At 65.5% G+C, this 13,824-nt stretch carries 13 protein-coding genes and 1 tRNA gene; 6 read left to right on the top strand and 8 right to left on the bottom strand.

Going from position 1 to position 13,824, the window contains the following annotated elements; all coding sequences use genetic code 11:
- Positions 1-17: 17 nt before the first annotated feature.
- The 4 genes from AC5P8F_RS10550 to AC5P8F_RS10565 are packed head-to-tail and all read right to left on the bottom strand — an operon-like array spanning position 18 to position 5,657.
- Positions 18-1,151: a hybrid sensor histidine kinase/response regulator gene (locus tag AC5P8F_RS10550; protein WP_032957670.1), complete on the bottom strand. Its 1,134-nt coding sequence runs from the start codon at positions 1,149-1,151 to the stop codon at positions 18-20.
- Positions 1,148-1,723 (bottom strand): chemotaxis protein CheB, encoded by a 576-nt coding sequence (locus AC5P8F_RS10555; protein WP_046430340.1) that lies wholly within the window; start codon positions 1,721-1,723, stop codon positions 1,148-1,150. The genes AC5P8F_RS10550 and AC5P8F_RS10555 overlap by 4 nt, the downstream gene beginning before the upstream one ends.
- The gene (locus AC5P8F_RS10560; protein ID WP_049440811.1) at positions 1,723-2,547 is read right to left on the bottom strand and encodes a CheR family methyltransferase; all 825 of its coding nucleotides are present in this window, start codon (positions 2,545-2,547) and stop codon (positions 1,723-1,725) included. The genes AC5P8F_RS10555 and AC5P8F_RS10560 overlap by 1 nt, the downstream gene beginning before the upstream one ends.
- A complete protein-coding gene (locus AC5P8F_RS10565) occupies positions 2,544-5,657 on the bottom strand; it encodes a response regulator (RefSeq protein WP_142234642.1) in 3,114 nt (1,037 codons plus the stop codon). Before AC5P8F_RS10565 ends, AC5P8F_RS10560 begins: the two co-directional genes overlap by 4 nt.
- Positions 5,658-5,808: 151 nt before the next feature.
- On the opposite strand from AC5P8F_RS10565, the gene AC5P8F_RS10570 reads away from it, so the two are divergent.
- Positions 5,809-6,972 (top strand): two-component system sensor histidine kinase NtrB, encoded by a 1,164-nt coding sequence (locus tag AC5P8F_RS10570; protein WP_401730139.1) that lies wholly within the window; start codon positions 5,809-5,811, stop codon positions 6,970-6,972.
- Positions 6,962-7,321 (top strand): response regulator, encoded by a 360-nt coding sequence (locus tag AC5P8F_RS10575; RefSeq protein WP_014646927.1) that lies wholly within the window; start codon positions 6,962-6,964, stop codon positions 7,319-7,321. Before AC5P8F_RS10570 ends, AC5P8F_RS10575 begins: the two co-directional genes overlap by 11 nt.
- Positions 7,322-7,406: 85 nt before the next feature.
- Here AC5P8F_RS10575 and AC5P8F_RS10580 read toward each other — a convergent pair whose 3' ends face one another.
- Positions 7,407-8,300, bottom strand: coding sequence for a helix-turn-helix domain-containing protein (locus AC5P8F_RS10580; RefSeq protein WP_495228076.1), 894 nt, complete (start codon positions 8,298-8,300; stop codon positions 7,407-7,409).
- A gap of 146 nt (positions 8,301-8,446) precedes the next feature.
- On the opposite strand from AC5P8F_RS10580, the gene AC5P8F_RS10585 reads away from it, so the two are divergent.
- Positions 8,447-9,007: a GNAT family N-acetyltransferase gene (locus tag AC5P8F_RS10585; RefSeq protein WP_142234640.1), complete on the top strand. Its 561-nt coding sequence runs from the start codon at positions 8,447-8,449 to the stop codon at positions 9,005-9,007.
- Between the two features lie 7 nt (positions 9,008-9,014).
- On the opposite strand, the gene AC5P8F_RS10590 is transcribed toward AC5P8F_RS10585, so the two are convergent.
- Entirely contained in the window at positions 9,015-9,479 is a 465-nt protein-coding gene (locus AC5P8F_RS10590) for a GNAT family N-acetyltransferase (protein ID WP_142234639.1), read from the bottom strand.
- Positions 9,480-10,141: 662 nt separating this feature from the next.
- Here AC5P8F_RS10590 and AC5P8F_RS10595 point away from each other — a divergent pair.
- The gene (locus AC5P8F_RS10595; protein WP_197574455.1) at positions 10,142-11,041 is read left to right on the top strand and encodes a hypothetical protein; all 900 of its coding nucleotides are present in this window, start codon (positions 10,142-10,144) and stop codon (positions 11,039-11,041) included.
- A gap of 550 nt (positions 11,042-11,591) precedes the next feature.
- Here AC5P8F_RS10595 and AC5P8F_RS10600 read toward each other — a convergent pair.
- Positions 11,592-11,674: transfer RNA gene (locus tag AC5P8F_RS10600), tRNA-Arg, on the bottom strand.
- Between the two features lie 203 nt (positions 11,675-11,877).
- Here AC5P8F_RS10600 and AC5P8F_RS10605 point away from each other — a divergent pair.
- Positions 11,878-12,243 carry a DUF6713 family protein gene (locus AC5P8F_RS10605; RefSeq protein WP_329768001.1) on the top strand — a complete coding sequence of 122 codons (366 nt, stop codon included), beginning with the start codon at positions 11,878-11,880 and terminating at the stop codon, positions 12,241-12,243.
- Here AC5P8F_RS10605 and AC5P8F_RS10610 read toward each other — a convergent pair.
- The gene (locus AC5P8F_RS10610; protein ID WP_329768000.1) at positions 12,237-12,737 is read right to left on the bottom strand and encodes a hypothetical protein; all 501 of its coding nucleotides are present in this window, start codon (positions 12,735-12,737) and stop codon (positions 12,237-12,239) included. The two genes, AC5P8F_RS10605 and AC5P8F_RS10610, sit on opposite strands and share 7 nt — an antisense overlap.
- Positions 12,738-12,788: 51 nt before the next feature.
- Here AC5P8F_RS10610 and AC5P8F_RS10615 point away from each other — a divergent pair, with 51 nt between their 5' ends.
- A complete protein-coding gene (locus AC5P8F_RS10615) occupies positions 12,789-13,493 on the top strand; it encodes a hypothetical protein (protein ID WP_495228079.1) in 705 nt (234 codons plus the stop codon).
- Positions 13,494-13,824: the final 331 nt, after the last annotated feature.

The raw sequence follows: 13,824 nt of genomic DNA on the forward strand, positions 1-13,824 counted from the left end.
GTCGCTTGCTGAAGGATTCAGCTGGCCGCCGTTGCCGGGCTTTCAGAGCGCCGTGGCAGCGTCGCCTCGAACACCACCTGCCCCGCCTCGTTGCGCGCGCCGATGTGGCCGCCGTGCGCGCGGACGAACTGATCAACGATGTACAGGCCCAGCCCCAGGCCATTGCTGGGGTGGAAACTGGCCTTGAACGGCTCGAACAATCGCGGCAGCAGCGCGTCGTCGATCCGCCCGGCGTTGCTTACCCGCAGCAGCACGCTGCGCGGATCGCGGCCGTCCACCTCCACCCTCGCCTCGCTGCCATGGGTAAGCGCGTTGCCGACCAGGTTCGCGGCGACCTGGCCAAGCCGATCCAGATCACCCTGCAGGCGGGTATCGCCCTGCATGTCGAGATGCACCCGTGCGTGGCCGTGGGCGCTGCCCGCTTCGGCCACCACGGCACGCGTCACTTCCGCAAGATCGCAGGCACTTGCCTGCAGGCGCAGGCCGCCGCTGCGGATCCGCGAAAAGTCCAGCAGCTGCTCGACCATCCGCGCCATGCGCAGGGTGCTGGCTTCCAGGTGCTTCAGGGTCTGCTGCGCACCGGCATTGTCCTCTGGAAGCTCCAGCGCCAGCTTGTCGGCACACAGCAGGATCGCCGACAGCGGCGTGCGCAGGTCATGGGTGAGCACGGCCGCCATCGTCTCGTTGAGCTTGAGCGAACGTTCCAGCGCCTCGTTGCGCGCCTTCAGCAGCTGGCGCTGCTGGTAGAGCTCGATGAAGACGTTGACCTTGCTCAGGATCACCTGCGGTGCGACCGGCTTGTGCAGGAAATCGACCGCACCGGTTTCGTAGCCCTTGAAGGCACGCACCGGGTCATCCGGCGAGGCGGTCAGGAAGATGATCGGCACATCGCGGCTGCGGTGCGAACCGCGCATCAGCTCGGCCAGGGTGAAACCATCGATCTCCGGCATGTGCACATCCAGCAATGCCAGCGCCACCTCGTGCTCCAGCAGCAGCTCCAGCGCCTGCGCACCCGAGCCCGCAAGCAGCAGGTTCACGCCCTCGCGCTGCAGCAGCGCCTGCATGGCTACCAGGTTCTGCGGCACGTCATCGACGATCAGCAGGTTGACCGGGGTCTGCGACTGCGCAGGGTCCGGTGGCAACAGGTTCATGCAAACAACTCCTTCAGGCGACGGCACATCAGTTCAAGGGGCAGCACGGCATCGGCGCCAGCGTGCTGCAGGGCGGAGGCCGGCATCATCGATGCCTCGGCCTCCTCGGGACATTGCAGCCAGGCGCGGCCACCAGCGGCGCGCACGGCGGCCACGCCTTCGCTGCCATCACTGCTGGCACCGGTCAGCAGCAAGGCCAGCACCTGCGCGCCGAACACCGCGGCCGCCGACTCGAACAGCGGATCGATGGCCGGGCGAGAAAACAGCACCGGGGCGTCCACCGACAGCGCCAGCGAACCGGCGTCTTCCACCAGCAGGTGATAGTCCGGTGGCGCAAAGGTCACCGTGCCAGGCTGCAGCGGCTGCTTGTCTTCGGCCTCGCGCACCGGCAGCGCGCAGTACGGCGCCAGCACTTCGGCGATGCGGCTGCTGCGATCGCGTGGCAGGTGCAGCACTGCCAGCACCGGCGCCGGCAGTGCCGCAGGCAGCGCGCCAAGCACCGTCTGCAGCGCTGCCACCCCACCCGCAGAGGCCCCGATCACCAGCACGGCCGGTCGTATCGGCAGGCTCATCAGGCGACTTTCCGGTACAGGCGATGCTCGCGCGAGCAGACCTCGAACACACCCTGGTGGCGCCCGAACTGCAGCGACTCCTTGCTGCCCAGGCCAAGGAAGCCGCGATGCACCAGCGCATCACGGAACAGGCCCACCGCGCGATCCTGCAGGTCGCGGTTGAAATAGATCAGCACGTTGCGGCACGACACCAGGTGCACTTCGGAGAACACGGTGTCGGTGGCCAGGCTGTGGTCGGCGAACACCACGTTGCGGCGCAGCTGGCGGTTGAACACCGCGCCATCGTAGGCCGTGGCGTAGTAGTCGGAGAGCGAAGCGGTGCCGCCGGCCGCCAGGTAGTTGCGGCTGAACTGGGCCATGCGGTCGATGCCATAGGCGCCGGCTTCGGCGGTGGCCAGCGCTGCCGGATTGATGTCGGTGGCGTAAACGATGCTGCGCTCGAGCAGGTCTTCCTCGTGCAGCAGGATCGCCAGCGACCACACTTCCTCGCCCGTACTGCAGCCAGCCACCCACAGCTTCACCGAGGGATAGGTGCGCAGCACCGGCACCACCTGCTCGCGCAGCTCACGGAAATAGGCCGGGTCACGGAACATCTCCGAGACCTGCACGGTGAAGAACTGCATCGCCTGCGCGAACAGGTCCGGCTCGTGCAGCAGGCGGTGCTGCAGGTCGGCCAGCCGCTCGCACTCGTAGCGCTGCATGGCCTGGCGGATGCGCCGCCGCAGCGACGATACCGCATAGCTGCGGAAGTCGTAGTGGTAGCGCTGGTACAGCGCTTCCAGCAGCACCTTCAGTTCCAGGTCGAACAGCGCCTGTTCGTTCATTGCCGCGAGCACCAGACCCGGCACAGCGAGACCAGCTTGTCGACATCGATGGGCTTGGCGATGTAATCGTTGGCACCGGCCTGCAGGCATCGCTCACGGTCGTCCGGCATGGCCTTGGCGGTCAGCGCGATGATCGGCAGGTCCTGCAGGTGGCGCTGTGCGCGGATCTCGCGCATCGCGGCCAGCCCATCCTTCTCCGGCATCATGATGTCCATCAGCACCAGATCGACCTCGCGCTCGGCCAGGCGATCCACCGCTTCCTGGCCATTGCGCGCGATCTCCAGCGTGACGCCGAGCGGTTCGAGCACGCTGGACAGCGCGAAGATGTTGCGGACATCGTCTTCGGCCAGCAGCACGGTACGGCCATCGAGCACGGTGTCGCGACGGCGCGCTTCGCGCAGCAGGCGCTGCTGGTCGGTCGGCAGGCTGGCCTCGACGCTGTGCAGGAACAGGGTCACTTCATCCAGCAGGCGTTCCGGCGAACGCGCACCCTTGATGATGATGCTCTTGGAATAGCGGCGCAGGCGCTGCTCTTCCTCGCGGCTGAGCGCGCGGCCGGTATAGACGATCACCGGCGGGAAACCGACCTCATCGTTGCCGGCCATGTGTTCAAGCAGGTCGTAGCCGCTGCCGTCGGGCAGCGACAGGTCCATCACCATGCAGTCGAACGTGACCGTGCTGAGCTGTTCCAGTGCGCCGGCCAGGGTGCCCACCGCGACGATCTGCAGCTGGTCGCGGCCCAGCAGCAGTTCCAGGTTGCTGCGCAGCTCGCTGTCGTCCTCGACGATCAGCAGGCGCCGCACGTCGCGCTGGCTGGTCTGTTCCAGCTGCTCGATGGCCGTCACCAGCCGCTCGCGCGTGGTCGGCTTGATCGCGAAGCCGATCGCGCCCAGCTCGCGCGCCACCTGGCTGCGGTCCGTTGCCGAGACCACATGCACCGGGATGTGGCGGGTTTCGGGGTTGCGCTTCAGGCGCTCCAGCACGCTCAGGCCCGACACGTCCGGCAGGCCGATATCAAGCAGGATGCCGTTTGGACGCAGCTCACTGGCAAGTGTCAGCGCTTCTTCCGCCGTACCCGCCACCACGCAGTCGAAGTCCAGTTCATGGGCCAGGGCCACCAGTGCTTCGGCGAACGTGGCATCGTCCTCGACCGCCAGGATCAGGCGCCCGGCGCGCTGGCGGCGGCCGCGGTCGTCGGCCACGCCGGCCGACGCAGTGGCCAGCGCCGCCGCAGTGGCAGCGCGCACCGGCGCCGGCGGCAGCACGGCCGGTGTCCGCGCCGGCGCCGGCACTGCCACGGGGGCCTCGGCAGCCTCGGCTGCGCTCGCCGCGGGGGCGCCCTGCAATGGCAGCTCCAGGATGAAGCAGCTGCCGCGCCCGGGCTCGCTGTCGACCTGGATGCGGCCGCCCATGCGCTCGGCCAGATCGCGCGAGATCGACAGGCCCAGGCCGGTACCGCCGTAGCGACGGCGGGTGCTGCCGTCGGCCTGGCGGAAGGCTTCAAAGATGACGTCCAGCTGCTCGCGGGCGATGCCGATGCCGGTGTCGCAGACCTCGAACCGGATGCGGCCATTGCCGGCCGCACGCACGTGCAGGCTGACCTTTCCGTGCTCGGTGAACTTCACCGCGTTGGCCAGCAGGTTCTTCAGGATCTGCTGCAGCCGCTGGCTGTCGACCACCAGCTGGCTCGGTGCCAGCGCATCGGCTTCGATCTGCAGGGCCAGGCCCTTCTGCCGCGCCATCGGCTCGAAGGTCTCGCGCAGGCGCTGCAGCGCGCTGTCGACCACCACCACTTCATCGGACAGTTCGACATGGCCGGCCTCGATGCGCGACAGGTCGAGGATGTCGTTGATCAGTGCCAACAGATCGTTGTTGGACGAGAGGATCGCACGGGCGTACTTCACCTGTTCTTCGGTGAGCGTGCCGTCCTTGTTGTCGGCCAGCAGCTTGGCCAGGATCAGCGAGCTGTTCAGCGGCGTGCGCAGTTCGTGCGACATGTTGGCCAGGAACTCGGACTTGTAGCGCGATGTCGCGGCCAGTTCGTTGCTGTTGCGCACCAGCTGGCTCTGCGCGACCAGCAGCGCCTGCTTCTGCGCCTCCAGCTCGTGGGTGCGCTCTTCCAGCTGCACGTTGCTCTGTTCCAGCTCGGCCTGCTGTTCTTCCAGGTGGCTCTGCGACTGCAGCAGGCTGCGGCTCTGCTCTTCCAGCTCCTCGTTGGCCACACGCAGCTCTTCCTGCTGGGCCTGCAGCTCTTCGCCCTGGCGCTGCGACTCTTCCAGCAGCACCACCAGTTGCGCACGCAACAGCGATGCGCGCAGCGCCATGCCGATGGTCTCGGCACAGCGCTCCAGCAGCTCGCGATCCAGATCACGCTGTTCACCGACCCGGGCGCGGCCCAGTTCGATGATGCCGACCACGGCGCCGTCGCTGCTGAGCGGCGCCAGGATGCGCTCGCGCACCGGCAGCCGGCCCAGGCTGGTCTGCAGTTCAAGCACGGCGGCATCGTCGCCATGCAGGTGGCGGATCCGTTCATCACGAGCGACCTGCCCGGCCAGCCCTTCGTGCAGGGCCAGCGAGGCCGGCGCGCCCGAAGGCAGCGCCATGCCACCGGTCAGCTGCAGCCGTCCGCCTTCCAGCCGATAGACCGCACCGACCTCCGCGTCCAGCTGCCCGGCCAGGCTCGTCGCAGCCGCCTCGGCGATCTGCTCCGGCCCCAGGTCACCGCGCAGGCTCGACGCCACCGTGTTCTCGGCCTCCTGCAGCCAGAGCGCGCGCATGGCCTGGCGGCGGGCCTGGATGGCGCGCGAGACGATCAGCGCGATCATCAGGAAGGCGCAGCCACCGATGGTGCGGTTGACGAACGAGAACGACGAGTTGTTGCTGGCGGGCGCCACGTTGAAGCCGATCACCAGCAGGACACAGGCGATCATCGCGACCACGAACGGCGCGCGCGCACTGCGCTGGAACACCGTGACGCCCACGGCCAGGAAATAGGCCAGCCAGACCGCGTATCCCAGCGGCACCACCAGTTCCAGCGCGATGGTCGCCGCCAGCAATACGGCAGAGGTCATCCAGATCCAGCGGTCACGCGTAGTCGCACCAGGACGCATGCAGGTCGGTTCCAGAAGGCAAAGGGTGGAAGATGGTACTCCGTGTCGCATTCAGCCGCACAGGACAAATGGCACGTGTCAGGTGTGCACGCATCCTTCACACTTGAATGCCTAGCTTCACGTCCCTCACAGGGGTAACACTTATCTACACGTGGACGCAGCTGCCTCTACGACGTCCGTGCTGACGGACCCTTCCCGACAACTGCGATTGCTGATCGACAGCGTGCGCGACCATGCGCTGTACCTGCTTGATCCTGAAGGCATCGTCTGCAGCTGGAACCCGGGCGCCGAGCGTATCAAGGGCTATTCAGCCGATGAAGTGGTGGGTACGCACTTCGGTCGCTTCTACCTGGCCACCGAGCGCGAGGCCGGCGAACCGCAGCGCCTGCTCCGCCTCGCGGCGCAGCAGGGCCATGTTGCCAGCGAGGGCTGGCGGGTACGCCGCGATGGCTCCTCGTTCCGCGCCAGCGTGGTCATCGAGCCGGTCGTTGAAGCGGGCGAACTGCTTGGCTTCGTCAAGATCACCCGCGACATCACCGAGCAATGGCAGGCACAGCGACTGCTGCGCGATGCCCAGCGTGCGCTGCGCAACACCCAGCAGTTCGAGACGGTCGGCCGGCTCAGCCGCGGCCTGTCGCACGAGTTCAACAACCTGCTGACCACCATCGGCAACGCACTGGACCTGCTGTCGCTACGCGTCCGCGGTGACGATGCACGCGCCGCTGAGCTGCTGGACGCTGCGCAGGCGGCCACCGACCGCGGCGCCCTGCTGACCCGCCAGCTGCTGGCCTTCAGCACGGGCCAGACCCTGATCCGCGAACCGCTGGACATCAACACGCTGGTACAGCAATGGCTGCCGGGCCTGCAGCGCGCCTGCCCACCCACGGTGACGCTGGACGCCTGCCTCACGCCGGGCCTGCCGCAGGTGTGCACCGACGCGATGCAGCTGCAGGCTGCCCTGGCCAACCTGGTGGCAAATGCCGTAGAGGCCACCATCGATGGCGGGCGCATCCTGATCGGCACCGCGCTGGAACATCGGCTCGACCCGGATGCGGACACTACGCTGCAACGCGGCTATGTCACCCTCAGCGTCTGTGACGAAGGCCATGGCATGGCGGCCGACATCGCCGAGCGCGCCAGCGAGCCCTTCTTCACCACCAAGGACATCGGCAAGGGCAGCGGCCTGGGCCTGAGCCAGGTGTTCGGATTCACTACCCAGAGCGGCGGCTTCGTCGATGTGTCCACCACGCCCGGTGTCGGCACGACGGTAAGCCTGCTGTTACCCGCATCAGAGGAAGCAACCCATGACCGATGAACCGATCCGCGTACTGATGGTGGAGGACCAGAACGATCTGCGCGAGATGATCGGCCTGGCCCTGCGCGATTTCGGCATCGAGGTCGCCACCACCGCCGATGGCCACGAGGCGGCGGAGCTGCTCAAGGGCGAGGCGCGTTTTGACGTGGTGTTCAGCGATGTCAGCATGCCCAACGGCATGTCCGGCATCGAACTGAGCGAGCACGTCGCCCGCGAACAGCCGCAGGCACGCATGATCCTGTCCTCCGGCTATGCGCGTTCGCAGCTGCCGCCGCTTCCTGAGCAGGTGGAGTTCCTGCCCAAGCCCTATCGCCTGCGCCAGCTGGTCGAGCTGTTGAAGCAGGATTGACCTTTCGCCAGGCCTGGCGAAGCCGATCTGCGGGTGCCGGGGCCCTACCGCCGCGACTGCGTGGTCGAACGCGTGCTCGGCGGGGTTACCGAGGATCTGCTGCCCGAAGTGCCGGCACCGCTGTTCGCATCCCACCAGCGCCGCCCTGCCCCGCACGGCGGTAGCCGGTCAGCGACTGCCCGGTGTGCCGCCGGAAGTAGCGGCACAGGTAGGACGCATCCTCGAAGCACAATCGCTCGGCGATGCGCCCGATCGGCAGCTCGCTGTAGCTCAGCAGCGCCTTGATCTCCAGCACCACCTGGCGGTCGATCAACGCCTCGGGTGTTTCACCGAAGCACTCGCGGGTCAGCTGTGAAAGATAGAACGGCGTGATGCACAACGCATCGGCATAAGACTGCACGTCGCGCTGGCGGGTACTGCGCTGGCCGACCAGTTCCCAGAAATTCCACGCCAGGCGCTCGCGCCGGCTGACCGACGCTGCGACCCCCTTCTGTGCCGGCAACAGCGTGGCGAATTTCAGGAAAAAGGTCTGCAGTAGATTGCGCAGCATCACGTGCCGATAGCGGCCCCCAGTATGCTGCGCGTCCATCAGCTGCTGCAGCCAGCCCTGCAGGAGCGGCACCTCCAGCGGCGACGGCACGCAATGGGGATGCTCATGCAGGAACTTGAACAGCGCGTTGGGCAGTACGTAGGCCACCTCCGACGCTAGCGCCTTCGGCATCAGGCAGACCACCGCCAGGAAGCCACGCGATCGCTTCCGCAGCAGCGCCAGCGTGTCCTCGGCCAGCACCAGCACGTCGTGCCGCTGCACCGCCACCTCACGGAAGTTCAGCGCGAAGCGCGCACGCCCGGACACGCACACCAGTACCGCCAGATACGCGTGCCCGAACGAAAGCGGAACCCCCTGCCCTTCGGCCAGCGTACTGACCTCCAGGCGCATCGATTCGTCCTGATCCAGAAGCTGGGGTATGCGGTCCATTGGCCGATCTGGCTGCATTCCGGGGCACAGCATACCGGGCAACGCCGGGGAGTTGTGAAAAGTACCGAAACCATCAAGGTCCCGCCCTGTGCCCTCCGCCCGACGCGGCCTAGCCTGTGCGCTCTCTCCCTGCCCCTGGAACGGCCATGCCGCTGCATACCGAACGCTTGATCCTGCGCCCCTGGCGCGACACCGACGCCGCCGACCTGTACGAATACGCCCGCGACCTGCGCGTCGGGCCCATCGCCGGATGGCCAGCCCACACCAGCGTCGAGGAAAGTACCGAGATCATCCGCACCGTGTTCAACCGGCCGGAGGTCTATGCCCTGCAGAGCCGCGAAGATGGCCGCGCCATCGGCTGCGTCGGCATCCTGATCGGTGCCGACAGCAACTTCGAGATCGGCGAGCGCGAAGGCGAGATCGCCTACTGGATCGGCGTACCGTACTGGGGGCGCGGCCTGGTGCCCGAAGCAGTGCGCGAAGTGATGCGGCACGCCTTCCTCGGCCTGCGCCTGGACGCACTGTGGTGCGGCTACTTCGCCGACAACCTGCAGTCCCTGAGCGTACAGAGCAAATGCGGTTTCCAGCATCACCATACCGAAGTGAACAAGTTCAACAGCTTCCTCGGCGACTACCGCACCGAACACATCAGCCGCATCACCCGCGAGCAATGGCAGGCGCAACAGGCTTCCGTGCTGCGCGCGTGATCACCACTCAGCCGGCACGGTGCTGCATGAACAGCAGTTCCGGCGTCGAAGCGTCTTCCATCGGCTGAAAGCCCAGGTCGCGGTACAGGGTCACCGCCGCGACGTTGTCACGATAGACACGCAGGGTCAGCCGCTCCGCCCCGGGCGACTGCAACGCCTGCGCCATCAGCGCCTGCATCAGTACACGTCCCAGTCCACGCCCGCGTGCCCGCGGCGAAACGATGATGCGGCCCAGGTGCAGCGTGCCGGAGGTCGTTGGCCAGTACTGGCCGAAACCAAGGCAGTGGCCATGCGCATCCAGCAGCACCCAGCCCGGGCGCTGCTGCAGTTGCAGTGCGTGCGCGAATGCGTCCGGCACGAGCGGATACGCCACGCCGGGACCGGCCCAGCGCCGGGTTGCGCTGGCCGAATCCAGCCACGCGCCGATGGCGGCGAAGTGCGGAGGCTGCACGGGGCGAAGGTACTCAGTCATGGCGTGCGCGCAAGGAAGGATGGCCGCCATGGTGCGCGATCCCGGCGGCCGAATCACGTTGCACGGCAGCGCTTGAATTTTGTACCAGGGCAATAAGCAATGCCGATCGTCCACCGCCGCCACACCTGACAATCCCTTTTTTCCTTCTGCCCTCGGGATCCGGCGGAGCCGCTCTGGGCGCTGTACAACCGCTTCGGCGGCGTCCGCGTCATGGCATGCGCGGCGGCACTGATGGGCCTGTGCAGTTACGACTGCCTGCCGCGGCCGCTGCTTGGGTTGCGAGGCGAAGAGCAGGCGCACGTGGCGGAGGTGCTGCGAGGCCTGGAGTTGCTCTGTAGCGTGCGCGAAGGGGCATCACGCGCGGTGCATGCAATAGCGCCCCCGGCCCGATTCGAACAAGTGCCCTCTATCGTCAAAGATCCACCCCAGCGAAGGTGGGGCTCGGCCTGAACCAGGATTAGGCGTGTCCAGGCTTCCACTCAGCGTCCAGTACATAAACAAATACTGAACTAGACCTATGGCCTGATGGGGGGAGCGTCGCCCCATCCCGTTTTGTAGGCATGGGACCTGCCAAAGTGCGCGGCGGTCGGAGCCCAGCCCCTGATTGGGCACCGTGACAATCCCTGCACGCGTACCGCGCTGATCGGTCATGAAGGAACGCCATGTCTCCACGAGTCAAAGTCCTGAGCTTCTCTGCATTGATACTGATCGTCTTGGCGGGAGTCAGTTTTTGGTATGTCCCAACCAAAGCGGACACACAACAGCGCAAACCTGATTCTCAAACCAATCAGCCAAACTCCAAGGATCAGGCCAACTCTAGCCATACCGCCTCATCCCTCACAGGTCCTGAGTTGAGTTCCAACACACAGGATGCAGCAGCCGGATTTCTTGAACTTCGTTCACGTGCAGAAGCCGGGGACGTAGCAGCACAGCGCAAGCTGGGGCAGATTTATCAGCATTGCTCCGTTTTCAGCATTTCCCATTCGAACATGTATGCGACGTTGGACGCATACGCGCGCCTCAGCGGGAAAACGCAAGGCGCATACGATGACATCAAGAAGCGCTTCGCAGCGACCTGCTCGGTCGTTGACGGCGGCGACGTGATACTCGAAGAGCACTATACAAAGTGGTTTGAACGCGCGGCAGATCACGGCGATCCTTACGCCAGGATTTACATGGCCTCCAGCAAGTGGACCAGCCTCAAACCTGATGACTATCAGCTACTGGCACGCGATGCGGTCAATTCTGCAGACCCGGAGGCAATTTTTGCACTGGGAGATCTGCTAGCGCTCGCGCCAGAGGGAACCGATCTCGGTGCCTTCAATGCAAGCGCTACGGGTCCATACGCCAACTATGCCTGGGGCATCGTCGCCTGCCGAATGGGGGCAGATTGCGGAGCCGGCTCATTCCGCATGGATTCACTATGTGTCAATTCGGGCGTGTGCGGATCAGAGAATTTTGAAGACGCCATCAGGAGCAGGGTGGTTCCTGCTGGACAGCAAGAGTCGCTTGATAGAGCAATAGGAGAAGTAAACAGAGCAGTTGGGAAGAAGCCATCTTGAAAAGGACGCCGCAGTGAATCGAATCTCCGGAAGAACGAAGTGGAGTATCGCTGGGCTGGTTTTCACGGCCTTTGCCGCCGTTGCTGCAACAGTATCGATCAACGCCAGTTCGTATCCGTATAACCAGGTTGCAGTTGCGCAGAATTTGTCCGCCTACGAAATGGTGGAGCTGCGACGCGCCGGCCTTGTCGGTTTGGCGGGCATGTACCGAATCACGCATGGCATTGCGTCTTTGCCTGTCGGCAGCAGGATCAAGGTGAGCTGGGGTGACGGGTCCGTCGAAGAAGCCGCTGTTACTTGCCTCACTGGAAGCCCTTGCGTCCAGCCCCTGCCGGGAACTCAGCAGCCGCCCAGCCGTGGCGGTGGAGGTGCCGGCGGTGGCAGCGGCGGAGGTGCTGGTGGAACCGGCGGATTTAACCCTGGCGGAGGCTGCTATGGAAGCTGCGGAGGAGGTGGCAGCGGGGTTGTCACGGTGAAACCCATCATCCCGGTCCGTCCGAAGTAGACCCATTCAAGCCCGACGACGCCGCTCGCCCTGTTCCATTGATTCTGGTGACCCCGGCCCGATTCGAACGGGCGACCTTCCCCTTAGGAGGGGGGCGACCCGTCCATGCGTAGCAAGGGCTCACGGCCCAAATGTGCCAAGCGTGTGCCAATTCGCGCGCATGGCATGGGGCGTCCCGCCCTTAACCAGACCTTCATCGAGTCCTTCGCCCTAGGCTGGGTTTCGGCCGGCGGCCGGCCAGGCACCGGCCCTTCCTTGCCATCTGCGTCTCCCTGCTCTGCACAACCGAACCCGGCTGTTAGACTTCGCGCAGCTTTGGACGGAAAGCCCCATGGAACGGTGGTATCTGGCAACACTTCTGGCCTTGATCCTGCACCAGATTGACGCCGCGTTCTGGCACGAATGGGACATGTTCCGCGTCCCTGGGGGCATCCAAGGGTTTCTCATCTTCAACCTGGCCGCTGTTGGCGCCCTGCTGCATGGGTATCGCCAGGTCGCGCTGGTCAAGCCGTCCGCGCGAGCGTATGCCCGCCTATGCGGGTTAGTGGGTGCTGGCACGGCGGCAATCCACGTCGCATTTGCCATGGCTGGGCGTGAGGAATTCCATCTCCCTCTGTCCAGCGCAGCCCTAGCCGCATGTCTCATTGCCAGCGTCGGCCTGCTGCTGAGCAGTCGGAACCCGGCCACCGGTCAGTAGCCACGGCGGAGCTGCGCCTGCCCAACCCTGACCCACGCCTTCATGGGATCCCTCGCCCTGGGCTTGGTCTCCTTCGGCGGTCGGCGCGGCTCCAGCGCTTCCTTGATTCGCGCCAGTTCCACAGTCCCGGCGTCCGCCAGGCGCCGGGCCTGTTGCTGCTGCTCTCGGGTTGGCGGCAGGCCCGGCAGTGGTGGGGGCGGCTGGATCGGGGTGCTGTCGGTCAGCCGGGCAACCGCCTGGCGCAGGGGCAGATCGGGATAGAGCCTGGCCGCGCACCAGCGCTCGGCGTACCGCTTCGCCTGCCGGACGTTGGCCGCGCGCACTTCCTTCACCTGCCACATCTTCTGGCCTTCCATCCATAGCCGGACCCCGGGACCGCCATCGGGCATGACGCTGGCCGTCTCACGGCCGTTGCACCAAAGCGCCCAGCGCTCACCGGTCTGGACCCAGCCAGAGGGGATCGGGGTGCTGAGGAAGCCTTGGGAGGAATGCATGGCCGGAAGAATACGGCTGGCCGTCGCAGATCCTGCGAAGCAGGCGGGCACATGTCTGAACCGGTCACATTCGGATCCCTGTCACATCCCTCGCCTCGGTGGGGCTTTAACTACACCGAACTGGCCGGTTTTCCGATTGCACCTCAGGCGAGGGGTTGCGACCGTGCCCGGGCAGTGCAGCACTACCCTACTCATGGAGAGATGGAAGTGAACTCAATGCAAAGCGATTGCAGGACTGCCCGCTCGACCCCTCGCCGCCTGATGCTGGGCATGTCACTTGCTCTGTTGTCAGCCGGCTTTGCCCAGAGCGCCTTCGCCGGCCAATGGGTGCCGACGGGCCGCGTACTCTGGGTGGATTCGGAAACTATTCAGCCTTACCCAGTGGCCTATACCAACTTCTGCCAGGGCGGCGTGGATGGGCCGAGCGGCGTCTACCTGTACGGCGACTGGGGTTCGGAAGGGTTCGGCTCGTGCCCAACCGACCCATACACCGGTTTTCAGGAGATGAAGGGCTCCGGCGGCACATGCAGACCGGATCCCCAAGGCGTTGGTGGCGGCTACTCCTGCGAAGAGAATCACCATACCTTCGGCGGTCAGACCTACCAAGGCCCAATGCCAGCGACCTGTAGCTCGCCTGGGATCTATGGCGTAAGCCACCTCTACCGCAGAGAACTCGTCTACTTCGGCTCCGGTCACATGCCCGACGACTTCTACGACAGGTTCTACGAAAGTTCCCAAGAATACGTCTGCCAGTAGCTCGAACCTGTGCTTCACACGTCCCCGCGCGAGCGGGGACACTGCTTTACAGCGACCCAAGATCCTTCACGACGGCTGGCTGTTTTTGCAGGAACGCGGCCAGCAGGCGGTCGCAGATCCTGCGAAGCCGCAGGCACATGTCTGAATCGTTCGGGTTGGCTACTGGCGTGGGGCAGCTAATGCGCTCCGGGCTGAGCTGCTGCCGGCCAAGCGTCCGTCGAAGAGAATTCGTCCAACACGAAGTTCTTAACGATTCATGCTGTATGGTTGAAGCATCTGGCTCCTCTCAGGCGCGAAATCCTTCGCTCCCGTGTCTAGCCCCCTGCAGGCA

This window comes from Stenotrophomonas sp. YJH_SMC_69, assembly GCF_059370495.1.